Annotated in this window: 17 protein-coding genes; 6 read left to right on the plus strand and 11 right to left on the minus strand. The window is 71.7% G+C overall.

Annotation, left to right across the window (positions count from 1 at the left end; genetic code table 11):
• Positions 1-16: 16 nt before the first annotated feature.
• From argG to KUM03_RS17925, 3 genes are read right to left on the minus strand one after another with little or no spacing between them, the layout of a single operon-like run.
• Positions 17-1,462: an argininosuccinate synthase gene (gene argG, locus KUM03_RS17915; RefSeq protein WP_217250014.1), complete on the minus strand. Its 1,446-nt coding sequence runs from the start codon at positions 1,460-1,462 to the stop codon at positions 17-19.
• A 46-nt stretch (positions 1,463-1,508) separates the two neighbouring features.
• On the minus strand, positions 1,509-2,951 hold the full coding sequence (locus KUM03_RS17920; protein WP_217250016.1) for an NAD-dependent succinate-semialdehyde dehydrogenase: 1,443 nt from the start codon (positions 2,949-2,951) through the stop codon (positions 1,509-1,511).
• A gap of 20 nt (positions 2,952-2,971) precedes the next feature.
• Positions 2,972-4,240 (minus strand): aspartate aminotransferase family protein, encoded by a 1,269-nt coding sequence (locus KUM03_RS17925; RefSeq protein WP_217250019.1) that lies wholly within the window; start codon positions 4,238-4,240, stop codon positions 2,972-2,974.
• A gap of 242 nt (positions 4,241-4,482) precedes the next feature.
• Between KUM03_RS17925 and KUM03_RS17930 the strand changes: the two genes are divergently transcribed.
• The 3 genes from KUM03_RS17930 (at position 4,483) to KUM03_RS17940 (ending at position 7,632) form a co-directional block, all read left to right on the plus strand.
• Positions 4,483-6,141, plus strand: coding sequence for a PucR family transcriptional regulator (locus tag KUM03_RS17930; RefSeq protein WP_217250021.1), 1,659 nt, complete (start codon positions 4,483-4,485; stop codon positions 6,139-6,141).
• Between the two features lie 119 nt (positions 6,142-6,260).
• The gene (locus KUM03_RS17935) at positions 6,261-6,959 is read left to right on the plus strand and encodes a GPP34 family phosphoprotein (protein ID WP_217250023.1); all 699 of its coding nucleotides are present in this window, start codon (positions 6,261-6,263) and stop codon (positions 6,957-6,959) included.
• A 100-nt stretch (positions 6,960-7,059) separates the two neighbouring features.
• Complete coding sequence (locus KUM03_RS17940; protein ID WP_217250025.1) at positions 7,060-7,632, plus strand: dihydrofolate reductase family protein; 573 nt, start codon at positions 7,060-7,062, stop codon at positions 7,630-7,632.
• Between the two features lie 7 nt (positions 7,633-7,639).
• Here the strand turns inward: KUM03_RS17940 and KUM03_RS17945 are convergent, their stop codons facing one another.
• From KUM03_RS17945 to KUM03_RS17965, 5 genes are all read right to left on the minus strand, one after another.
• Entirely contained in the window at positions 7,640-7,999 is a 360-nt protein-coding gene (locus KUM03_RS17945) for a DUF6463 family protein (RefSeq protein WP_217250027.1), read from the minus strand.
• An 86-nt stretch (positions 8,000-8,085) separates the two neighbouring features.
• Positions 8,086-10,467, minus strand: coding sequence for a glycoside hydrolase family 3 N-terminal domain-containing protein (locus KUM03_RS17950; RefSeq protein WP_217250029.1), 2,382 nt, complete (start codon positions 10,465-10,467; stop codon positions 8,086-8,088).
• A complete protein-coding gene (locus tag KUM03_RS17955; RefSeq protein ID WP_217250031.1) occupies positions 10,464-11,282 on the minus strand; it encodes a carbohydrate ABC transporter permease in 819 nt (272 codons plus the stop codon). Before KUM03_RS17955 ends, KUM03_RS17950 begins: the two co-directional genes overlap by 4 nt.
• A complete protein-coding gene (locus KUM03_RS17960) occupies positions 11,279-12,235 on the minus strand; it encodes a carbohydrate ABC transporter permease (protein ID WP_217250033.1) in 957 nt (318 codons plus the stop codon). The genes KUM03_RS17955 and KUM03_RS17960 overlap by 4 nt, the downstream gene beginning before the upstream one ends.
• Positions 12,236-12,245: 10 nt before the next feature.
• Positions 12,246-13,550, minus strand: a complete 1,305-nt coding sequence (locus KUM03_RS17965; RefSeq protein ID WP_217250035.1) for an ABC transporter substrate-binding protein — start codon at positions 13,548-13,550, stop codon at positions 12,246-12,248.
• A gap of 137 nt (positions 13,551-13,687) precedes the next feature.
• On the opposite strand from KUM03_RS17965, the gene KUM03_RS17970 reads away from it, so the two are divergent.
• Complete coding sequence (locus tag KUM03_RS17970; protein WP_217250038.1) at positions 13,688-14,737, plus strand: LacI family DNA-binding transcriptional regulator; 1,050 nt, start codon at positions 13,688-13,690, stop codon at positions 14,735-14,737.
• Between the two features lie 22 nt (positions 14,738-14,759).
• On the opposite strand, the gene KUM03_RS17975 is transcribed toward KUM03_RS17970, so the two are convergent.
• The 3 genes from KUM03_RS17975 to KUM03_RS17985 form a co-directional block, all read right to left on the minus strand.
• Positions 14,760-15,986, minus strand: a complete 1,227-nt coding sequence (locus tag KUM03_RS17975; protein ID WP_254399486.1) for a hypothetical protein — start codon at positions 15,984-15,986, stop codon at positions 14,760-14,762.
• A 78-nt stretch (positions 15,987-16,064) separates the two neighbouring features.
• Positions 16,065-16,499: a DUF2809 domain-containing protein gene (locus KUM03_RS17980; RefSeq protein ID WP_217250618.1), complete on the minus strand. Its 435-nt coding sequence runs from the start codon at positions 16,497-16,499 to the stop codon at positions 16,065-16,067.
• Positions 16,496-18,028 carry a fused MFS/spermidine synthase gene (locus tag KUM03_RS17985; protein ID WP_308406351.1) on the minus strand — a complete coding sequence of 511 codons (1,533 nt, stop codon included), beginning with the start codon at positions 18,026-18,028 and terminating at the stop codon, positions 16,496-16,498. Before KUM03_RS17985 ends, KUM03_RS17980 begins: the two co-directional genes overlap by 4 nt.
• Positions 18,029-18,269: 241 nt before the next feature.
• Between KUM03_RS17985 and KUM03_RS17990 the strand changes: the two genes are divergently transcribed.
• Entirely contained in the window at positions 18,270-20,465 is a 2,196-nt protein-coding gene (locus tag KUM03_RS17990) for a discoidin domain-containing protein (RefSeq protein WP_217250042.1), read from the plus strand.
• 37 nt (positions 20,466-20,502) lie between these two features.
• Entirely contained in the window at positions 20,503-22,668 is a 2,166-nt protein-coding gene (locus KUM03_RS17995; RefSeq protein WP_217250043.1) for a discoidin domain-containing protein, read from the plus strand.
• Positions 22,669-22,761 lie beyond the last annotated feature (93 nt).

Consider the following 22,761-nt stretch of genomic DNA (forward strand, 5'->3'; position numbering starts at 1 on the left):
GTCCCGGGGGACGCGGTCAGTCCGTGCCGGACTCCATGGCGGCGCGGTCCAGCAGCTCGTCGTCGCCGGAGACCTGGCCGCGGGAGGCGATGGCCTGGGCGCCGCCTTCCGGCATCGCGCCGATCAGACCCGTGGCGGCGGCCTGGGCGGCGCCGATGGCGGGGTTGGCGGTGCCGATCATGCCGAGCCCGGCGTACTGCTCCAGCTTGGCGCGGGAGTCGGCGATGTCGAGGTTGCGCATGGTGAGCTGGCCGATCCGGTCCACCGGACCGAACGCGGAGTCCTCGGTGCGCTCCATGGACAGCTTGTCCGGGTGGTAGCTGAACGCCGGGCCCGTGGTGTCGAGGATCGAGTAGTCCTCACCGCGCCGCAGCCGGAGGGTGACCTCGCCGGTGACGGCCGAGCCGACCCAGCGCTGGAGCGACTCCCGGATCATCAGCGACTGCGGGTCGAGCCAGCGCCCCTCGTACATCAGCCGGCCCAGGCGCCGCCCTTCGGTGTGGTACTGGGCGAGGGTGTCCTCGTTGTGGATGGCGTTGACGAGGCGCTCGTAGGCAGCGTGCAGCAGGGCCATGCCGGGGGCCTCGTAGATGCCGCGGCTCTTGGCCTCGATGATCCGGTTCTCGATCTGGTCGGACATGCCCATGCCGTGGCGGCCGCCGATGGCGTTGGCCTCCATCACCAGGTCGACCGGGGAGGCGAACTCCTTGCCGTTGACCGTCACCGGGCGGCCCTGGTCGAAGCCGATCGTGACGTCCTCGGCGGCGATCTCGACGGACGGGTCCCAGAAACGGACGCCCATGATGGGCTCCACGGTCTCCACGCCGGTATCGAGGTGCTCCAGCGTCTTGGCCTCGTGGGTGGCGCCCCAGATGTTGGCGTCGGTGGAGTACGCCTTCTCCGTCGAGTCCCGGTAGGGGAGGTCGTGGGCGAGCAGCCACTCCGACATCTCCTTGCGGCCGCCGAGCTCGGTCACGAAGTCGGCGTCCAGCCAAGGCTTGTAGATCCTCAGCTGGGGGTTGGCCAGCAGGCCGTAGCGGTAGAACCGCTCGATGTCGTTGCCCTTGAAGGTGGAGCCGTCGCCCCAGATCTGGACGTCGTCCTCGAGCATCGCCCGCACCAGCAGGGTACCGGTGACGGCACGGCCGAGCGGCGTGGTGTTGAAGTAGGCGCGCCCGCCCGAGCGGATGTGGAACGCCCCGCAGGTGAGCGCGGCCAGCCCCTCCTCCACCAGCGCCGCACGGCAGTCGACCAGGCGCGCGATCTCGGCGCCGTAGGTCTTGGCGCGGTCGGGCACCGAGGCGATGTCGGGCTCGTCGTACTGGCCGATGTCGGCGGTGTACGTGCAGGGGACGGCGCCCTTGTCACGCATCCACGCGACCGCGACCGAGGTGTCGAGGCCGCCCGAGAAGGCGATACCGACGCGCTCGCCGGTGGGGAGGGAGGTGAGGACCTTGGACATAGGAAGAGTATGCATGATTACGCATGACCATGCAAAGCCGGAGTGGTCAGGAGACCGGCATCGCCAGGTACTGGTACTCCAGGAACTCCTCGATGCCCACCGTCCCGCCCTCACGGCCGAGCCCGGACTGCTTGATCCCGCCGAAGGGCGCGGCCGGGTTGGAGACGAGGCCGGTGTTGAGGCCGACCATGCCGACCTCCAGGCGCTCGCCGACGCGCAGGGCGCGGTCGAGGCCCTCGGTGAAGAGGTAGCCGACGAGCCCCCAGGGGGTGTCGTTGGCGCGCCGCACCACCTCGTCCTCGTCGTCGAAGGTGAGGATCGCGGCGACCGGTCCGAAGATCTCCGTCTCCATCAGGCGGCTGTCGGGGGAGACTCCCGTGAGCACGGTGGGCGGGTAGAAGCAGCCGGGCCCGTCGGGGGTGCGGCCCCCCGCGAGTACCCGGGCGCCTCGTTCCAGCGCGTCGGCGACCAGGGCCTCCACCTTGGCCCGTCCGGCGGCGTCGATCAGCGGGCCGACGTCGACGCCGTCCCGGGTGCCGGGGCCGACGACGAGGGCGCCCATGCGCTCGGCCAGGCGCCGCCCGAACTCTCCGGCCGCCGAGCGGTGGACGAAGAAGCGGTTCGCGGCGGTGCACGCCTCGCCCATGTTGCGCATCTTCGCGACCATCGCGCCGTCCACCGCCTTGTCCAGGTCGGCGTCGTCGAAGACGATGAACGGCGCGTTGCCGCCCAGCTCCATCGACGTGCGCACGACCGTGTCCGCGCACTGGGCCAGCAACAGCCGCCCGACGGCCGTGGAGCCGGTGAAGGACAGCTTGCGGATGCGGCCGCCGCGCAGCAGCGGTTCGCACACCTCGCCCGCGCGGGAGGTGGTGACGACGTTCAGGACGCCGTCCGGCAGCCCGGCCTCCTGGAGGATCTCGGCGAGGGCCAGGCTGGACAGCGGTGTCTGCGGGGCCGGTTTGAGGACCATGGTGCAGCCGGCCGCGATCGCCGGGCCGATCTTGCGGGTGCCCATGGCCAGCGGGAAGTTCCACGGCGTGATCAGCAGGCAGGGTCCGACCGGGCGCCGGGAGAGCAGCATGCGGTTGCGTCCGTCGGGGAGGATGCCGTGACCGCCGTCGATGCGGACGGCCTCCTCGGAGAACCAGCGGAAGAACTCCGCCGCGTACGCCACCTCTCCCCTGGCCTCCGCGAGCGGCTTGCCCATCTCGGCCGTCATCAGACGGGCGAGCGCGTCGGTGCGGTCGAGGATGATCTCGTAGGCGCGGCGCAGGATCTCGCTGCGGGCCCGTGGCGCCGTACGGGCCCACTCCTCCTGTGCCTGGACCGCCGCCTCCTCGGCGAGCCGGGCGTCCTTGGGTCCCGCGTCGGCGACGTGGCAGAGGATCTCGCCGGTCGCCGGGTCGTCCACGGGCATGACGGCGCCGTCCGCGGCGTCCGCCCAGGCGCCGCCGATGAACAGCCGGGTCGGTGTGTCGTCGGTCACCGGACTCCTCCTCACCGTGCTCACCGGTCCGCGTCCCGCGACGTGCCGGCCTCCACCGCGGCCGCCCAGGCCCGCAGCCCCTCGTCGATCTCCGACTCGCCGATCACCAGCGCGGGAATCATCCGCACCACCTGGTTCCAGGCGCCGCACAGCAGCAACAGCAGGCCCTCGTCGACGGCGGCCCGCTGGACCCGGGCGGCCGTCTCGGGGTCGGGCTCGCCGTCCTCGGTGACGAACTCGGAGGCCAGCATCAGCCCCATCCCGCGCACGTCCCCGATGGCCGGCGTGCGGGCCGCCACCGCCTCCAGTCCGTGGCGCAGCCGCGCCCCCATGGCCTCGGCGTTCTCGACGAGCTTCTCGTCGCGTACGACGTCGAGGGTGGCGCAGGCCGCCGCGCACGCCACCGCGTTGGCGCCGTAGGTGCCGCCCTGGGAGCCCGGCCAGGCCTTGCGCATCAGCTCCTCGGACGCGGCGATCCCGGACAGCGGGAACCCGCTGGCCAGCCCCTTGGCGGTGATGAGGATGTCGGGGGTGACGCCGAAGTGCTCGTGCCCCCAGAACCGGCCGGTGCGGCCCACGCCGGTCTGCACCTCGTCCAGGATCAGCAGGAAGCCGTGCCGGTCCGCCCGTTCCCGCAGGCCTTCCATGAAGGCGCGGTTCGCGGGCACGTACCCGCCCTCCCCGAGGACCGGCTCGACGATGACGGCGGCGGTGTCGGCGGGCGAGGAGATCGTCTGGAGGGTGTAGTCGAGTTCCCTCAGGGCGAAGCGGGTGGCGGTGTCCTCGTCCCAGCCGTAGCGGAACGCGGTCGGGAAGGGAGTGACGACCACGCCGCTCATCAGCGGTGAGAAGCCGGAGCGGAAGCGGGTGCCGGAGGTGGTCATGGAGGCGGCGGCCACGGTGCGGCCGTGGAAGCCGCCGTGGCAGACCAGGACGTTGGGCCGACCGGTGGCCTGGCGGGCCAGGCGCAGCGCCGCCTCCACCGCCTCGCTGCCGGAGTTGGTGAAGAACAGGCTGTCCAGTCCGTCGGGCAGCACCTCGCCGAGCCGGTCGACGAGCCGGCCGAGCGGCTGGTGCATGACGGTCGTGTACTGACCGTGGATCAGGGCGCCCACCTGCTCCTGGGCGGCGGCCACGACCCTGGGGTGGCAGTGCCCGGTGCTGGTGACGCCGATTCCGGCGGTGAAGTCCAGATGGCGGCGGCCGTCCTCGCCGTAGAGGTGGACGCCCTCGCCCCGGACCGCCGTCACGGGCGTGGCCTGGCGAAGGTGCGGCGACAGTGCGGTCATGCTCGTCTCCCGGCCTGGTCGTGAGTCCTGCTGCGTCATCGGTTGTGCTGCGTCCCCCGAGCATGCCCGCGGCGCGTGCCCGGACAACGCGTGATCTGTCCGGGCGGGGCGCGGTATCCGGACGTTGTGTCAATCGGTGCGCTCCACCGTGCCGCGCCCTTGGTGTCCGGGGCGGGGTCCGGGCGCCCTTGCGCAGGTCAGTGACGCTTGTCAGAGTGACAACAGGCGCGCAGGGAGGCACCGTGAGCGAGAACCGGGACCCGGGTCCGGCGGGCCGTCCGCTCACCGTGGCCGACGTGCTGGCGCTGCCGGTCGTGGCCGACGGCGACCCGCGGGTGGTGACCGGCGTGGAGCACGTCGACCGCCCGGTGCGCTGGGTCCACATCACCGAACTGACGGACCCCGCCTCCTTCCTCAAGGGCGGCGAACTGGTCCTCACCACCGGCATGCCGCTGCCCGACGACGCCGGCGGGGTGCGCCGCTACGTCGACGAACTCGCCGCGGTGGGCGCCGCGGCCCTGGTCATCGAGCTCGTCCGCCGGTACCACCGGCCGCCCGACGCGCTGGTCGACGCCTGCCGGGCGCGCGGTCTGCCCCTGGTCACGCTGGCCAAGGACGTGAACTTCCTGGAGGTCACGCAGGTCGTCCACGCGCTGCTCCTCGGCAACCAGGCGGACGCGATGCGCCGGACCCAGCGCGTCCACGAGGCCTTCACCGCCCTCACCCTGCGGGGCGCCGGGCCCGAGGACGTGCTGCGCGCGGCGGCGGAGATGAGCGGACACACGGTCGTACTGGAGAACCTGGTCCACCGGGCACTGATCTGCGAGCCCTCCGGCAGCACCGCGGAAGCCGTGCTCACCGACTGGGAGCGGCGCTCCCGGTCCACCCCCGCCGCCGACCGGGCGGGAATCCGCGGGCCCGAGGGCTGGCTCGTGGCGCCGGTGGAGTACCAGGGCGAGACCTGGGGGCGGGTGGCCATGCTCCACGGCCCGTCCGGCGAGTCCGGCGCGACCGTCCCGGCCCGCACTGCCACTCCCCCGCCCTTCGGCCCCGAGGACGTCACCGTCCTGGAGCGCACCGCGATGGCCCTCACCATCGCCCGCCTCACCCGGCCCACACCCTGGGAGCGCGCCGCGCACCGCAACGCCCTGCGCGACCTCGCGGAACAGCGCCACCACTCCCCCGCGGACGCGCGCGCCCGCGTCGCGGCGCTCGGGCTGTCCACGGAGCAGACCCGCTTCGTCGCCCTCCTCGCCGACGTCCCGGCCGAATCGGAGACCGCGAGGACCGAGGCCCGCCTCTCCGAAGAGCTGGACGCGTCGGGAACGCAGGCGCTCGTCGGCCTCCTGGCCCCCACCCGCGTCGGCGTGCTGCTGGCACTGCGCCCGTCCCAGCCCTGGCGGCAGGCGGTCGAGCGGGTGAGCCGGACCGTCCTGGAGTCGGCCCCGGGTACGACCGTGAGCGTCGGTTCCCCGGCCGGGGACCTCGCCGACGTCGCCCGCTCGTTCCGCGAGGCGGCCCGGGTGGCCGAGGCGACCGCGCCGGGGCAGCCCCTCCCACCGGACCGCTCCTTCCACGAACGGTCCGACCTCGGCCTGCGCCGCCTGCTGTTCGCGCTCCGCGACGACGTCCGGGTCCAGGAGTACGCGGAACGGCAGCTGGGCCGCCTCCTCGACCACGACGCCCGGCACGGCACCGGCCTCCTGGCCACCCTGCGGAACTACCTGGACGCCGCCGGCAACAAGACCGTCGCCGCCCGCGCGGCGGGCGTGTCCCGGGAGACCGTCTACCAACGCCTGCGCACCATCGAGCGGGTGCTCGGCCGCGATCTGGAATCCGGCGAGCAGCGCACCGAACTCCACGTGGCGCTGCAGGCGCTCGACGCCCTGCGGGGGCGCTGACCGCGCCGGGGAAACCGGCGGTGCGGGAACGGCGGGTGCGGGTAGGCGCGTCTGCGAGGGCAGGGGCGAAAGCCTCGCCCGCGACCGCCCGCCCAGCCCGACACCGGAGGACCGAACGCATGACATCCCCCACGGAAACCCTGAAAGACCCGGAAGTCCCCACCACCCTCGGCGAGCAGCTCCTGCTCCTCTCGCTGGACGACGAGTCCGGCACCGCGAGGGAGACGGCACGGGTGGCGCCGGCGATCGCCGCGGCCGCGCTGGTGGAGCTGTCGCTGGCCGGCCGCGTCGACGTGACCGACGAGAAGGTCACCGTCGTCGACGCGACGCCGCTGGGCGAGCCCGCCTTGGACGCCGCGCTCGAGACCGTCGGCGGCGGCGACGAGCCGGGCACGGCGAAGGACTGGATCGAGCGGCTGAAGACGGACGCGGTGACCCGTGCGAACACCGGCCTGATCGACAAGGGCCTGGTCCGCGAGGAGCGGAAGAAGGTGCTCGGGCTCTTCCCGGTACGCCGCTACCCGGAGGCCGACGGCTCCGTGGAGGCGGCGGTGCGCCGACGCCTGGAGGCCGTCGTCCTGGACGGCGCGGCACCGGACGAGCGTACGGCGTCCCTGATCGCCCTGCTGCACGGAGCGAAGCTGCACCGCCTGGCCTTCCCGGACGCCGACGCGCGCCGCGTGGTGGCGGCCATGGAGTCGGTCTCGCAGGGCCAGTGGTCCGCGGCGGCCGTGCGCCACGTGGTGAAGGCCGCGGAGGACGCGCTGGCGGTGATCGTGGCGGTGACGGCGGCGACGACGGTCGTGACGACCGTCTGAGGTTCACGCGAGACGGAGCGATGAGTTTCCCGCCGACTACCGGTCCTACATCCTGAACGTGCTGGAAACCGGACTTGAGACAGACAGTGGGGAACCCGAGATGCGTACCTTGATCAGCACCGCCTTCGTCTCGCTCGACGGCGTCGTGGAGGCCCCGGGCGGCGAGCCCGGATACCGGAACTCCGGGTGGACCTTCAAGGACGTGGAGTTCCTGCCCGAGGCGTACGACATCAAGGACCGGGAGCAGAAGGAGGCCACGGCCCTGCTGCTGGGCCGGGTCAGCTACGAGGCGTTCAGCCCGGTGTGGCCGGACATGGCGGAGTTCCCCGGCTACAAGGTGATGCCGAAGTACGTCGTCTCCACCACCCTCACCGAGGACGACCTGGTGTCGAACTGGGGCGAGACCACCATCCTGCGCTCCCTCGACGAGGTCGCCGCGCTGAAGGAGACCGAGGGCGGCCCGATCATCGTCCACGGCAGCGCGGCGCTGAACCGGAACCTGTCGGACGCCGGTCTGATCGACCGCTACCACCTGCTCGTCTTCCCGCTCCTGCTCGGCGCGGGCAAGCGGCTGTTCAGCACCACGGACAAGGACACCCAGAAGCTGAGGCTCGTCGAGCACGAGGTGTACGCCAACGGCCTGCAGAAGCAGGTCTTCGACGTGGTGCGCTGACCCGGGCTCAGCCGCGCAGCGTCCTGCGCAGCACGAGGCCGCCGATCGCCGCGAGGGCGGGGAAGCCGCCCTTCGGCATGACCGCGGTGCCCGCCACGCCGACTGCGGCCAGCACGGCACCGGCGGCGCGCTGGGCCGGGACGTCCCGGTGCTCCTCCGCGGACCGCAGCAGCCGGCCGCCCATCCAGAGGGCGGGTGCGGCGGCCAGGAACCAGAAGGCGGTGGCCCGGTCTCCCCGGTCCGGCACCGAGCCGAGGAGGTTCCCGCGTGCCATGTCGGCGAGCACGTCACGGTAGACCACGGCGCCGACGGCACCGTGGGCCAGGCCGACGAACTGGAGTTGGCGTCCCGCTGAGCGTCGCGTCATGGCCTCATCGTACGGGCGGGACGGCCGCCGACGAGCGGCGCACCCGGGCGAGTTGCCGGGTGCGCCGCTCGTGGTCCGCCGGCGGATCAGGCGTCGGCGGCGCCTTCCAGACCGAAGTCGGCGTGCAGTCGCCGGGTGTGGTCGACGCGGCGCTCCGGGCCGGTGAGGGTGACCGTCGCCGTCAGCCGCGGATCGGTGCTGGAGGCGGCGAACCTCAGTTCCAGGTCGCCGGGCTCGACGACGCGGTGGCCGTCGCGTCCGGTGAACGCCGCGAGGTCGGCCGGGACCGTGACGCGCAGCCGGCGCCCCTCCCCGGCCTCCAACGGCACCCGGGTGTAACCGATGAGGCGCTGCACCGGCTGGACGACGGAGGCGACCGGGTCGTGCAGGTAGAGCTGGACGACCTCGGTGCCGTGCCGTGCGCCGGTGTTGCGGACGGTGAGCGCCAGCTGGAACTCCCCGTCGGTGGGCGCCTTTTCGCCGTCCACGACGAGGTCGCTCCACTCGAACGTGGAGTACGTGAGGCCGTGTCCGAAGCCGAAGGCGGGCGTCGGGTCGATGTTGGAGACCTCGCTGGCGTGGGCGAGCCGGGCCCCGAGGTAGGTGGTCGGCTGGGCGCCCGGGCCGCGGGGCACGCTGACCGGCAGCCGGCCCGAGGGGTTCGTCCGTCCGCCGAGTACCGCGGCGAGGGCTGCGGTGCCCTCCACGCCGGGGAAGAACGACTGGACGATCGCCGCGGCCTCCGGCACGGCCCGGCCCAGGGCGTAGGGGCGTCCCGCGAGCAGCACGGTCACGACCGGCTTGCCGGTGTCGAGCAGCGCGTCGAGGAGCCGCTGCTGCGCGCCGGGCAGGCTCAGCGACTCCGTGTCGCAGCCCTCGCCGCTGGTGCCGCGCCCGAACAGCCCGGCCCGGTCCCCCAGTACGGCGAGGACGACGTCCGCGTCGCGGGCCGCGCGGACGGCCTCGGGGATGCCGGACACGTCCCCGTCGTCGACGCCGGTGCCGCGTACGGTCGTGAGCTCGGCGTCGGGGAACTCGGCGGCCAGCGTGGAGCGCAGGGTGGGCAGGTCGATGCCGAGGGGAATCTCGGGGTGGTGGACGCCGATGTGCTGCGGGAAGGAGTAGCAGCCCAGTACGGCGGTGGGCTCGTCGGCGTTGGGTCCGACCAGGGCGATGCGGCGCGGCCGGTCGAGCGGCAGGGTGCCGTCGTTGCTCAGGAGGACGACCGCCTCCTCGGCGACCGTGCGGGCCAGCTCCCGGTTCTCCGGGCCGTCGAGGTCGATCCGGCCGCGCAGGGCTTCCGGGTCGTCCAGGTCGGCGCCGTCCAGCGCGGACGGCACGGGGTCCCAGTCCCGGTCGAGCAGGCCGAGTTCGGCCTTCTGCGTGAGCACCCGGCGCAGGGCGCGGTCGATCACCTCTTCGGGGACGCGGCCGGCCGCCACCGCCTCGGCCAGGGGTGCGCCGAAGGTCTTGACGGTGGGCAGTTCGACGTCGACGCCCGCCCCGAGCGCGGCCCCGGCGGCGCCGGCCCAGTCGGCGGTGATGTCGTGCAGGGTCTTGAGGAAGGCGATGCCGAAGTAGTCGGCGACGACGGTGCCGTCGAAGCCCCAGGTTTCCCTGAGCAGTCCGGTCAGCAGGGCCTCGTCGGCCGCGGCGGGCACGCCGTCGGTGTCGGTGTAGGACGCCATCACCGACCGGGCGCCGCCCTCGCGGACCGCCATCTCGAAGGGCGGCAACAGGACGTCGGCGCGCTCGCGCGGCCCCATGGGCGAGGGGGCGAGGTTGCGGCCGGCCCGGGAGGCCGAGTAGCCGACGAAGTGCTTGAGGGTGGCGACGATTCCGGCTCCCTCCAGGCCGCGCACATAGGCGGTGCCGATGGTGCCGACGAGGTAGGGGTCCTCGCCGATGGTCTCCTCGACGCGGCCCCAGCGGGCGTCGCGCACCACGTCCAGAACGGGCGCGAGGCCCTGGTGGACGCCGACGGAGCGCATGTCGCGGCCGATCGCGGCGGCCATGCGGTGGACGAGGTCCGGGTCGAAGGTGGCGCCCCAGGACAGCGGGACGGGGTAGGCGGTCGCGCCCCAGGCGGCGAAGCCGGCCAGGCACTCCTCGTGCGCGACGGCGGGGATGGCGAACCGGTTCGCCGAGGCTATGCGTGCCTGGGTACGCAGCAGCGAGAGCGCTCCGAGCGCGGGGTCGACGGGGGCGGTGCCGAAGGGGCGGGTCAACTGGCCCAGTCCGGTGGGCAGGAGCGCGTCGAGGTCGACGGCCTCCTCCATGTCGTGCTGGTGGGGGGCGACGTCGCCACCCTCGTCGGACGCGCCGACCCACACGCCGTACAGCTGGGCGATCTTCTCCTCCATGGTCATCGCCTTGATCAGCGCGGACACCCGGGTGGAGACGGGGTGGGCGGGGTCGTTCCAGAGGGGGACTTCAGGGGCGGTCTCAACGGCCACGTTGTCGATCACTTTCCTCCGACGCCCATCAGGCCCTGGACCAGGGCACGACGGGCGAACAGGTAGACGAGCAGGATGGGCGTCATGGACAGCACCACGGCTCCCAGCAGACCGGGGATGTCGATGCCGTGCGCGGTCTGGAAGTTGTACAGACCCAGCGTCACCACCTTGGTGGAGTCGGACTGGGTCAGCACGAGCGGGAACAGGAAGCCGTTCCACGCCTGGAGCGCGGAGAACACCACGATCGTGGAGAGTCCGCCGCGGGACAGCGGCAGCACGAGCTGGAAGAACATGCGCCGCGGGCTCGCGCCGTCCATCGCCATGGCCTCGTACAGCTCCGGCGAGATGTCGCGCATCGCGCCGCTGAGGATCAGGGCGGTCATCGGCAGGCAGAACGCGGCCGTGGGCAGGATGACGCCGAGCAGGTTGTCGTACAGCCCGGCTTCGCTGATCAGGTAGAACATCGGCACGATCACGGCCTGGGCCGGGATGGCGAGGCCGAGCAAGAACAGCCGGAAGATCGCCGACGTGGCCCGGCCGCGGCTGCGGACGATCGCGTAGGAGAGCGGCGGTACCAGGAGCAGCACGATGCCGATCACGCAGGCGGTGACGACGAGCGTGTTGAGGAAGTACTGGCCGAAGCCCGAGTCGAAGGCGCCGGTGTAGTTGTCGAGGGTGAAGCTCTCCGGGAAGGAGACCGGGCCGTTCTCGGCGTAGTCCTGGCGGGTGCGCAGGGTCGCGGCGAGCATCACGTACAGCGGCAGGCCGACCAGGACGAGCCAGACGAGTGAGCCGGCGCCGGCCACGTAGTTGGGTCGGCGCCTCATGACACACCCTCCATGGAGCTGCGCATCTTGTCGTAGCCGGAGACCCGGACGACGATCAGCGAGATGATCGTGGCCGCGACGACCAGGGCCAGGGCGATCGCGGAGCCGGTGCCGTAGTCGAAGCTCTTGAACGCCTTGTCGTACATGTAGTAGGCGCTGATGGTGGTGTCGGTGCCGGGGCCGCCCTGGGTCAGGATGAGGACCGTCTCGAACGTGGTCAGGCCGCCGACGATCATCAGGATCATCGAGGTGATCATGGAGGTGCGCAGCTGCGGCAGGGTGATGTGGAAGAACTGCCGGTAGCGGCCAGCCCCGTCGATCTCCGCCGCCTGGTACAGCACCGGCGGGATCGCGCGGGCGGCGCCCTGGTAGATCAGCGTGTGGAACGGCGTGAACTGCCAGGTGCTGACGAACGCCAGCACCCCGATGGCGGTGGCCTGCTCACCGAACAGGTTGCCGTCGCCGAACAGCCAGGTGGCGTCGGCGGGGATGCCGAAGTTCGGGTCGAGCAGCGCCCGCCACAGCACGGACACGGCCGTCGCGGACAGCAGCAGCGGGATGAAGTAGATGACCGACAGGACGGCGCGGTTGCGCTGGTGACCGGCGGCCCAGACGCCGAGCAGGATGCTCAGCGGCGTCTGGAGGACCACGCCGAGCGCGGTCAGCAGCAGGGTCAGCCAGACGCTCTTGAGCATGACCGGGTCGTCGAGGAGGCGCGACCAGTTGTCCGTGCCGACGAACTCGGGCGAGCTGAGCCCGTCCCAGCTCATGAAGGACAGCACCGCCACCATGATCAGCGGCACGATCGCGAAGAGGGCGAAGAACACTGCGGCGGGCAGCGCCCAGGCGAAGCCGGGGCGGCCCACCTTCGTCGTGGACGAGGCGGGCGGCCGCCGCCGGGACTCCTTGCGGGGTCCGGCGGCGGGCCGGGCGCTCGTGATCTGTGTGGTCATGAGCCGTTCGTCACTCGGTCGGGAGGGCCTGCATGGCCTGGATGAAGCCGTCCGTGTCGAGCTGTCCGTTGAAGAACTGCTGGACGGCCTTGTGCATGTCCGAGCTCGCCTTCTGCGGGTACGCCTGGTCCCAGGACAGCTGGAACGACGGGGCGTCGGCGACGAGTTCGTACTGGAAGCGCGAGTACTCGGGGGTGCCCGAGGTGTCGATGAACTTGTCGGTGTCGGTCGTGGTCGGCAGGTTGCCGATCTCCAGCTGCGCCTTGACGAACTCGTCGGAGTACATGAGCTTCAGGAACTCGGCGACGGCCTCGGGGTGCTCGGTCTTCTTCATCACCGAGTAGTAGTTGTTGGTGTTGCCGGCGACGTTGGCCGGATCACCCTTGCCGCCCTGGACGGCCGGGAAGGCGGTGTAGCCGAGGTCCTTCTCGGCGAAGTCCGGGTGGTCCGTGAGCTGCTGGGAGTAGTACCAGGAGCCCATCAGCTCGAAGCCGGCCTTGCCGGAGGCCACCAGCTGGACCGAGCCGCCGTTGGTGTACTTGACGGAGTCGTAGTTCTTGCCGAAGGCGCCGGAGTCGACGAGCTCCCTGATCATGTCGAGGGCCTTCTTGCTGTCCGGGCTCTCCCAGGCGCTCTTGTCGCCCCCGACGGCCTTCGCGAACAGCTCCGGTCCCGCTATGCGGTCGTAGAGGTACTGGAACCACATCTGGGTGGGCCAGACGTCGCCGCCGCCGAGTGCGATCGGCGTGACGCCCTCATCCTTGAGCTTCTCCACCGCGTCGAGCAGTTCGTCCCAGGTCTTCGGCGGCTGGACACCCGCCTCTTCGAGGACCTTCTTGTTGTGGAAGAGCAGGACGGGCTGGGTGCCGCGCATCGGGATGCCGTACGGCTTGCCGTCGACGACGGCGTTCTCGAAGACCGTCGGCAGGAACTTCTTCTCCAGGTCCGGGTTCTTCTTGATCATGTCGTCCAGCGGCATCAGCAGGTCCGCCTTGACGAACGGCTTGATGCTGCCGCCGCCCCAGTTGAAGAAGATGTCCGGAGCCTGGGGGGTGTTGATGATCGTCTGGAGCTTCTTCTGGTAGTCGGCACCGGGGATGGTGTCGAGCACCGCCTTGACGTCGGACGTCTTGTTGAAGGTGTCGACGATCTGCTGCTCGACCTTGTTGGTGGCGTCCCCGTAGACCAGGACATGGATCTTGCCGTCGTCCGACGACGCCCCGCCGTTCCCGTCGCCGCAGGCCGCAAGGCTCAGTGCCAGGGCGAGCGTCGCGCCGGTGGCGACCAGTCTGGGCAAGCGCGCACGTGTCTTCATCGTTCGCCTTTCGAAAGTTTCGGCTCCATCACCGAAAGTCCATGCCGTCGGACAGTAAAGTCAGGCGGGATTCACGGTCAATGACCGTGCGCGGGACGACCCAAAACGTTATCGATCGCATGGCCTATCCTCCTTGCATGTACGGTGAAGTTGAGGTGGGCGCCAGGGTGACGCTGGCCGAGGTCGCGAAAGAGGCTGGGGTCTCCCCTCCGACAGTTTCGAAGGTCCTCAACGGTCGTTCGGACGTCTCCCGCGCCACCCGGTCGCGGGTCGAGCGGCTGCTGGAGGTGCACGGCTACCGCCGGCGGACCTCGGACCGGCCGCGCTTCCCGCTCGTCGAACTCGTCTTCCACGAGCTGGACAGCGTCTGGGCGGTGGAGCTCGTGAAGGGGGTGGAAAACGTTGCCAAGGCCAACCGGGCGACCGTCGTGCTCACCCGGAGCGGCTCGCGGCACGCGCCCGCTCCCGACTGGATCGAGGGAGTGCTCCGCCGCAGGCCGCTGGGGGTCGTGCTGATCTTCTCCTCGCTCCCGGCGCAGGTGAAGCACCGGCTACGCTCGCGTGACATCCCGTTCGTCATCGTCGACCCGGCCGGCGACCCCGACCCCGACGTGCCGTCCGTGGGCTCCGCCAACTGGGCCGGGGGCCTGGCGGCGACGCGCCATCTCACCGACCACGGGCACGAGCGCGTCGCGATCGTCACCGGCCCCGAGGACATGCTGTGCTCACGGGCCCGCCTCGACGGCTACCGTTCGGCGATGGCCATGGCGGGTCTGCCCGTCGATCCCCGCCTGATCCGCTTCGGCGACTTCCAGGTGCACGGCGGCTTCGAGCACGCCATGGACCTGCTGGACGGCCCCGGCCGGCCCACCGCCGTCTTCGCGGGCAGCGACCTCCAGGCCCTCGGCGTACTGGAGGCGGCCCGTCGCAAAGGCCTGCGCGTCCCCGAGGACCTCTCGGTGGTCGGCTACGACGACGTGCCACCGGCCCAGTGGTCGAGTCCGCCGCTGACCACGGTCCACCAGCCGCTGCGGCACATGGCCGAGGAGGCGACCCGCATGCTCTTCGGCCCGGACGGCCCCGGCGGTGCGGCCCGGCGCATCGAACTGGCCACGCGCCTGGTCGTACGGCAGAGCACCGCGCCACCGGGAGGGCCCGCCCGGGCCGCCGCACCGGGGACCGGGTGAAGTGCCCGTGCCGGGACGCGGATCAGCGCGGGCGCGTGACGAGGACCTGCCGCTCGGTCATGGTGGTCGACTCCCCCAGCAGGTCCAGCGGTTCGGCGTCGTACGCCACCGCCCGGCCGTGCGCGTCGGTGGACGGGCCGGACGCCGGCCGCTGGTTCACGGTGCCGTCGGGCCGGGCGGTGACCGTCGTGGTGCGGCCGGTGCGCAGGTCCAGCAGGTAGACCACCTGGAGCGGGCCACGGGGCACCCGCTCCTCGGCCGCCACGAACACCACGTGCCGGCCGTCGGCGCTCAGCCGCCCGGAGTGCGTGGCGAACTGCGGCCTGGGCCCCAGGACATGGCGCAGGGACCCGTTCCTCAGGTCCTTGACGAAGACGTCACCGGTGTCGTTGGTGCCCCGGGGCGGCAAGGTCCGGCAGTTGAAGCGGAAGGAGACGTGCCGGCCGTCCGCTCCCATCACCGGGTCGGTGACCCAGTGCTCGGAAGGGTCGTCCACGCACTCGGGGTCGACGCGGGTCCGCCGGTCGGCCCGCCGGTCGAGCACGTAGACGTGGGTGGCGGGGTCGGCCGCCGCGGGGTCCGAGGCGAGGTAGGCGAGGTGCCGGCCGTCGTGGCTCAGGGTCGGTCGCGCGACCTGCTGCCCGTCCCCGGCCATCGGGTCGTCGACCCACTCGCCGGTCCCCCGCCTGAGGTCGCGCACGCGGATGCGGGGATTCGCCTCCGGCTGCTGCGCCGGCCGCGCCGTGAAGGTCACGTACCGTCCGTTTCCGCTGATGGCCGGTGCGTTGGCGCTGGTGAACCGTGCGTCGGTGCCGTCACTGACCAGTTCGGTGCGGCCCGTGCGGACGTCGTAGACGTGGGCGGTGGCTCCGTCGAGCGTCGGGTAGGCGACCCGGGTGCCGTCGGCGCTGATGGACGGGGCGACGGTCGGCGCGCCCCGGTCCATGCCCTCGGCCAGGTCACTGGCCCAGTGCAACCGCCCGGTCCGCAGGTCCTTCACGTAGACGTCACTGGCGTCGTCGGTGTCGCCGGGCGCCAGGTTCGAGGCGTACGACCAGAAGGCCACGTAGCGGCCGTTGGCGCTGATCGCGGCGTACCGGCTCCGCTCGTTGCCCATCACGTCGTCGGACGTGACGTTCACGTGCTCTGTGCCGGGCTTCAGTTCCAACGCCCCCGCGGGCATCGTCTGCACGGCGGCGCACACCACGGCCACAGCGGCGACGGCGGCCGCTCTTCCCCCAAGACGCATGCTTCCCCCCGGTCGGCACGTCTCCCCCGGCCCCGCGGCCGAGGCCCCCAGCCATGGAAGCTGCTCGCGACCGTCCGGTCAATGCGCTCGACGCCGTACGAGCGACGAAGAACGCCCGCCACCGACCGCTCCCGAGGACGCGACGACGAGCCACCCGGCCAGCGCACCGACCGCGTACCAGAACAGGTCCGGCGCGTTGAAGGTCGAACCGAGCACCAGGCGGGCGGCGGTGCTGCGCCGGGAGAGATCCGCCGGCACACCGCTGAGCTGCAGGAACTCCACGCCCCAGCTCACGGCCAGCGCGAGTGCGGCGGCCTTTGCGGTCGGCACCCGCGGCGCCACCAGAAAGACGAGGGTGAAGATGAGCAGGGTGTACAGGCTGTCCCCGCCGTACTTGGCCGCGTCTCCCGCCGCCACGGACCGCAGTCCCAGTCCGGCGCCGACGACCGAAAGGGCGGCCGCGGCCGCCGACAGACGGACCCGGCTCGCCTCACCGCGACGTGCGCCCGTCACCGGCCGCCCCGCGAGTCGTAGGGCTGGAGGAGCTGGTCGACGGGGGCGTAGTCGTCGGTGAGCGGCCGGGCGTCGCCGATCCAGGAGGTGAGGTCGTCGCCGGTCGCGAGCTGCCATCCGACTTGCCGGGCGTCGAGTGCTTCCTGGGTCTCACGCAGGTCGACCGGCCGGTCGGAGGCGAGCACCACCAGGTTGCCGCCGTCGGGAGCGGCCCGGTCCGAGCCGATGTCGACGGGGTCGCCGACGAGGACGACGTGCTCGAACGTCTCGCTGAGCGTGGCGACTTCAGCGCGTGCGAAGGCCAGGTCACCGTGGTCGATCAGGTTGGCGGCGTACAGGCCGTCCTCCTCCAGCACCCGCCGTACGTCCCTCATCGCCTCCACCGTCGTGAGGTGCCACGGCACGCTGACGCCCCCGAAGGCGTCACCGACGACCAGGTCGCGGCTGTCCGTCTCCAGCCGCCGCAGACCGAGCCGGCCGTCCTCCGTGCGCACGTCGATCCCGGTGTCCGGCCTCAGACCGAACCGCTCGCGGTCGATGCGCACGACCCCGCCGTCGATCTCGGACACCAGGCTGCGCGTGCCCGGCCGGGTGGCCGCGAGGTAGCGCGGAAAGGTGAGCCCGCCGCCGCCCAGGTGATAGGCGGTGATCGGCTCCCCTTCGGGAAAGGCGGTGTCGACCACCGACGCGAGGGCGCGCACATAGGTGAACTTCAGGTACGTCGGGTCGTCGACGTCGACGTAGGAGTGCCGCACGCCGTCCAGCACGAGCGTGTGTCCGCCGTCCCGGTCCGGGTCCGCCACGACCCGCGCGCAGTGGTACTTGGTCTCCGCGTCGCAACCGCCGGGCGCGGGGACGGTGGCGAGGCCGCCGGCCACGACCACGAGGGTGAGGGCGGGGGTCCCGGCCCACCCGCGCGCTCGCCAACCCACCAGCGCCGAGCCGGCCAACAGCAGTGCGCCGAGGCCGACCAGGATGCCGCTGACCGGCAACCGCGAGATGAGGACGAAGCCGGTGAGGACGGTGCCGAGGATGGCACCGACGGTCCCGACGCCGGACAGCCGGCCGACGACCGTCCCGGTCTCGGCGAGGCTCGTGAGGCGCAGCTTGGTCACCATCGGCGTCACGGCGGAGAGCAGCGCGCCCGGTACGAGGATGGTCAGGCCCGCGACGATCAGGAGCAGCACGGGCGCCCACTCCGCGGTGGAGCGCAGCACGGCGGGGGTGAGCGCCACGACCGCGCCGGACACCCCGAGCGAGGGGCCGATGAGCCGGCGTGGGTCGACCTGGTCCGCGAGGCGCCCGCCCAGCCAGGAGCCGAGGGCGATCGCGGTGAGGGCGATACCGATCACCATGGTGCTGGTTTCCAGGGTGAGGCCGAGGTAGGGGGCGAGCAGCCGCAGCGCGACGATCTCGACGACCAGGACCGCGGCCGAGGACCCGAACACCAGCACGGCGGCGGAGCGGGACCCCAGGCCCCGGTAGCGGGGAGCGTCTCCGGCGGCGGGCGAGGAAAGCGGTCCGGTCACGGACGACATCCTCGCACGGGGCTCGTCGGCCGTGCTTCCGTACGCCGACAGGGAGGCACCGGCCCGCGCCGTCGGTCGCCCAACACCACGCGCGGGCAACGGAAGTGAGTACTCGTGAACACTTAATGCAAGTCAAAAGAAAAGCTGTGCACGAAACCTTGACCGGGTCTGCCCCGACGGGCAAGGTGCCGAAGAGCGCTCTCCCACCTCTCCCGCCTTCTCCGTGCCAAGGAGTCCCTCCATGCCCATTTTCGGCACACCACCGGCGGCGCCGGTGTCGCGCGGACCCGGTCGCCGCGGGCTCGTCGGCGTCCTGGTCACCGCGCTGGCCGCCGCCCTGCTCGCCGTCGTCCCCGCCACGCGGGCCCAGGCCGCGCCCGTGCTGCTGTCCCAGGGCAAGCCGGTCACCGCCTCCAGCCAGGAGCACTACGGCACCCCGGCGACCGCGGCCGTCGACGGCGACAGCGGCACGCGCTGGTCGAGCGCCGCCGCCGATCCGCAGTGGCTCCGCGTCGACCTCGGCGCCCCCGCCTCCCTCAGCCGGGTCGAGCTGAGCTGGGAGGCCGCCTACGCCAGGTCCTACCGCATCGAGACGTCCCAGAACGGCACGGACTGGTCTACGGCCTACTCCACCACCACAGGCGCCGGTGGCACGGAGACGGTGAACGTCTCCGGCACCGCCCGCTACGTCCGCATGCTCGGCACCGCCCGCGCCACCGGATACGGCTACTCCCTCTGGGAGTTCAAGGTGTTCGGCACCACCGGCGAGGACCCCGGCCCGGTCATCCCGGGCGGCGGCGACCTCGGCCCGAACGTGCACGTCTTCGACCCGTCCACGCCCGGCATCCAGGCCAAGCTGGACCAGGTCTTCCAGGAGCAGGAGTCGGCGCAGTTCGGCTCCGGCCGGCACGCCTTCCTCTTCAAGCCGGGCACCTACAACGGCCTCAACGCCCAGATCGGCTTCTACACCCAGATCCTCGGTCTCGGTCTGCGCCCCGACGACACGACGATCAACGGTGACATCACCGTCGACGCCGGCTGGTTCAACGGCAACGCCACCCAGAACTTCTGGCGCGGCGCGGAGAACCTCGCCGTGAATCCGGTCAACGGCACCAACCGGTGGGCGGTCTCGCAGGCCGCGTCCTTCCGTCGGATGCACGTCAAGGGCGGCCTCAACCTCGCGCCCAACGGCTACGGCTGGGCCAGCGGCGGCTACATCGCCGACAGCAAGATCGACGGCCAGGTCGGCAACTACTCCCAGCAGCAGTGGTACACCCGCGACAGCTCCATCGGCGGCTGGTCCAACAGCGTCTGGAACCAGGTCTTCTCAGGTGTCGAGGGCGCGCCCGCCACCAGCTTCCCCGAGCCCCGCTACACCACGCTCGACACGACGCCGATCTCCCGCGAGAAGCCCTTCCTCTACCTGGACGGCGACGAGTACAAGGTCTTCGCCCCCGCCAAGCGCACCAACGCCCGCGGCACCACTTGGGCGAACGGCACCCCGCAGGGCGAGTCGATCCCGCTGGACGAGTTCTACGTCGTCAAACCCGGGGCCACCGCCGCCACCCTCAACGCCGCCGTCGACCAGGGTCTGCACCTGCTGTTCACCCCGGGCATCTACCACGTCGACCGGACGATCGACATCGACCGGGCGGGCACCATCGTGCTCGGCCTCGGTCTCGCCACGATCATCCCGGACAACGGGGTGACCGCCATGAGGGTCGCCGACGTCGACGGTGTACGCCTCGCCGGCTTCCTCATCGACGCCGGCCCCGTCAACTCCCCCACGCTGCTGGAGATCGGCCCGCAGGGCGCGTCCGCCGACCACGCGGCCAACCCGACCACCGTGCAGGACGTCTACATCCGCATCGGCGGAGCGGGCGCCGGGAAGGCGACCACCAGCATGGTGGTCAACAGCCACGACACGATCATCGACCACACCTGGGTGTGGCGGGCCGACCACGGCGAGGGCGTCGGCTGGGAGACCAACCGGGCCGACTACGGCGTCCGCGTCAACGGCGACGACGTCCTGGCCACCGGGCTGTTCGTCGAGCACTTCAACAAGTACGACGTCGAGTGGTACGGCGAGCGCGGCCGGACGATCTTCTACCAGAACGAGAAGGCGTACGACGCCCCGAACCAGGCCGCCATCCAGAACGGCGACAGCAAGGGTTACGCCGCCTACCGGGTCGACGACTCGGTCGACACCCATGAGGCATGGGGTCTGGGCAGCTACTGCAACTACAACGTCGACCCGAACATCCGCCAGGACCGGGGCTTCAAGGCGCCCGTCAAACCGGGGGTGAGGTTCCACAGCCTCCTCGTGGTCTCCCTCGGCGGCATGGGCCACTACAACCACGTCATCAACGACACCGGCGCCTCCACGGTGCCCGCCGGCACCACGACCGTGCCGTCCACCGTCGTGTCCTACCCCTGACCGGTCCGCCCGTCGCCTCAACCCGCCAGGAGCAGCTGTGTCCCCAGCACCCCCGTACCGCAGACCCGGCGGCCGCCGCGCCGTCCCCCTGCTCGTCCTCGGCGCACTGGTGGCGTCGTCGCTCGCCCTCGCCGCCCCGACGGCCGAGGCCGCGGAGACCCTTCTCTCCCAGGGCAAACCCGCCACCGCGTCCTCCCAGGAAGGCGACGGATACGCCCCCTCGGCGGCCGTCGACGGCAATCTCACCGGCACCCGCTGGGCCAGCCAGTGGAGCGACCCGCAGTGGTTCCAGGTCGACCTCGGACAGCGGTCCGACCTCAGCCGGGCCGTGCTGACCTGGGAGGGCGCGTACGGCAAGAGCTACCGGATCCAGACGTCCGACAACGGCACGGACTGGCGGACCCTGAAGACCGTGACCGACGGTGACGGCGGCACGGACGAGGTCACCGTCTCCGGTTCCGGCCGCTACGTGCGCATGCTGGGCACCGAGCGGTCCGGCGGCTACGGCTACTCCCTCTGGGAGTTCCAGGTGTACGGAACCACGGACGGCACACCGCCCGCCCCGGGAGCGGTCGAGGTCACCGGCTCCCAGGGCGACTGGCAACTGACCGTCGGCGGCGAGCCGTACACCGTCAAGGGACTGACCTGGGGCCCGTCCGTCGCGGACGCCCCGAAGTACATGCCCGACGTCAAGTCCATGGGCGTCAACACGATCCGCACCTGGGGCACCGACGCCTCCACCGAGCCGCTGCTCGACAGCGCCGCAGCGCACGGCATCCGCGTCGTCAACGGCTTCTGGCTCCAGCCCGGCGGCGGCCCCGGCTCCGGCGGCTGCGTCGACTACGTCACCGACACCACGTACAAGAACAACATGCTCACCGAGTTCGCCAAGTGGGTGGAGGCGTACAAGAGCCACCCGGCGACCCTCATGTGGAACGTCGGCAACGAGTCCGTCCTGGGCCTGCAGAACTGCTACAGCGGGGCGGAGCTGGAGGCGCAGCGCAACGCCTACACCGGCTTCGTCAACGACGTCGCCAAGAAGATCCACAGCATCGACCCCGACCACCCCGTCACCTCCACCGACGCCTGGACCGGAGCGTGGCCGTACTACCAGCGCAACGCGCCCGACCTCGACCTGTACTCGATGAACTCCTACGGCGACATCTGCGGCGTCCAGGAGGACTGGGAGGAGGGCGGCTACACCAAGCCGTACCTCATCACCGAGGGCGGCCCGGCCGGCGAGTGGGAGGTGCCCGACGACGTCAACGGCGTCCCCGACGAGCCGACCGACGTGCAGAAGGCCGAGGGGTACACCAAGGCCTGGGACTGCGTCACCGGCCACGAGGGCGTCGCGCTGGGCGCCACCCTCTTCCACTACGGCGTCGAGCACGACTTCGGCGGCATCTGGTTCAACCTCGTGCCCGACGGGCTGAAGCGGCTGTCCTACTACGCCGTCAAGCAGGCGTACGGCGGATCGATCGCCGGTGACAACACACCGCCCGTGATCACCGACATGGCCGTCTCCCCCGCCTCGTCGGCCGCGGCGGGCGAGGAGTTCACCGTCCGCGCGGACGTGCGCGACCCCGACGGTGATCCGGTCACGTACCAGGTCTTCCTCAGCGGCAACTACGCCAACGGCGACAAGCGCCTGGTGGAGGCCGAGTGGCGGTCCACCGGGAACGGCACCTTCGCCGTGCGGGCCCCGGAGAAGCTGGGCGTGTGGAAGGTGTACGTCCAGGCCGAGGACGGCCGCGGCAACGCGGGCATCGAGACCAAGTCGGTCAAGGTCGTCGCCCCGCCGGTCACCGGCACCAACGTGGCGCTGAACAAGCCGACCACCGCGTCCTCCTTCCAGCCGTCGTACGGCGACTGCCCGTGCGAGCCCGCCAAGGCGACGGACGGCAGGACCGACACGCGCTGGGCCAGCGACTGGAGCGACCCGCAGTGGATCCAGGTCGACCTGGGCGCCCCCACCACCATCCGCAAGCTCCAGCTCGTGTGGGACCCCGCCTACGCCAAGTCCTACGACGTACAGGTCTCGGGCGACGGCACCACCTGGCGCACGGTCCACAGCACGACCGCCGGCAACGGTGACGTCGACACCATCGACGTCGCCGAGACTGCGCGGCACGTGCGGCTGCACCTGACGGCGCGTGGCACCGGCTGGGGCTACTCGCTGCACGAGTTCGGCGTCTACAGCTGACGGCATCTACAGCTGACGGCACCTACGACTGACGGCGAAGGGCGTCCGGCGGCGCCCTTCGCACCACCCCCACCAGGCACCTCAGCGGGCAGG

It is taken from the genome of Streptomyces sp. AC602_WCS936 (assembly GCF_019049125.1).
Taxonomy (GTDB): domain Bacteria; phylum Actinomycetota; class Actinomycetes; order Streptomycetales; family Streptomycetaceae; genus Streptomyces.

Coding starts and splice junctions, on each gene's coding strand:
- argG (WP_217250014.1), bottom strand. CDS start 1,462: ATGTCCAAGGTCCTCACCTCCCTCCCCACCGGCGAGCGCGTCGGTATC.
- KUM03_RS17925 (WP_217250019.1), bottom strand. CDS start 4,240: ATGACCGCACTGTCGCCGCACCTTCGCCAGGCCACGCCCGTGACGGCG.
- KUM03_RS17935 (WP_217250023.1), top strand. CDS start 6,261: ATGACATCCCCCACGGAAACCCTGAAAGACCCGGAAGTCCCCACCACC.
- KUM03_RS17940 (WP_217250025.1), top strand. CDS start 7,060: ATGCGTACCTTGATCAGCACCGCCTTCGTCTCGCTCGACGGCGTCGTG.
- KUM03_RS17945 (WP_217250027.1), bottom strand. CDS start 7,999: ATGACGCGACGCTCAGCGGGACGCCAACTCCAGTTCGTCGGCCTGGCC.
- KUM03_RS17955 (WP_217250031.1), bottom strand. CDS start 11,282: ATGAGGCGCCGACCCAACTACGTGGCCGGCGCCGGCTCACTCGTCTGG.
- KUM03_RS17960 (WP_217250033.1), bottom strand. CDS start 12,235: ATGACCACACAGATCACGAGCGCCCGGCCCGCCGCCGGACCCCGCAAG.
- KUM03_RS17965 (WP_217250035.1), bottom strand. CDS start 13,550: ATGAAGACACGTGCGCGCTTGCCCAGACTGGTCGCCACCGGCGCGACG.
- KUM03_RS17970 (WP_217250038.1), top strand. CDS start 13,688: ATGTACGGTGAAGTTGAGGTGGGCGCCAGGGTGACGCTGGCCGAGGTC.
- KUM03_RS17975 (WP_254399486.1), bottom strand. CDS start 15,986: ATGCGTCTTGGGGGAAGAGCGGCCGCCGTCGCCGCTGTGGCCGTGGTG.
- KUM03_RS17990 (WP_217250042.1), top strand. CDS start 18,270: ATGCCCATTTTCGGCACACCACCGGCGGCGCCGGTGTCGCGCGGACCC.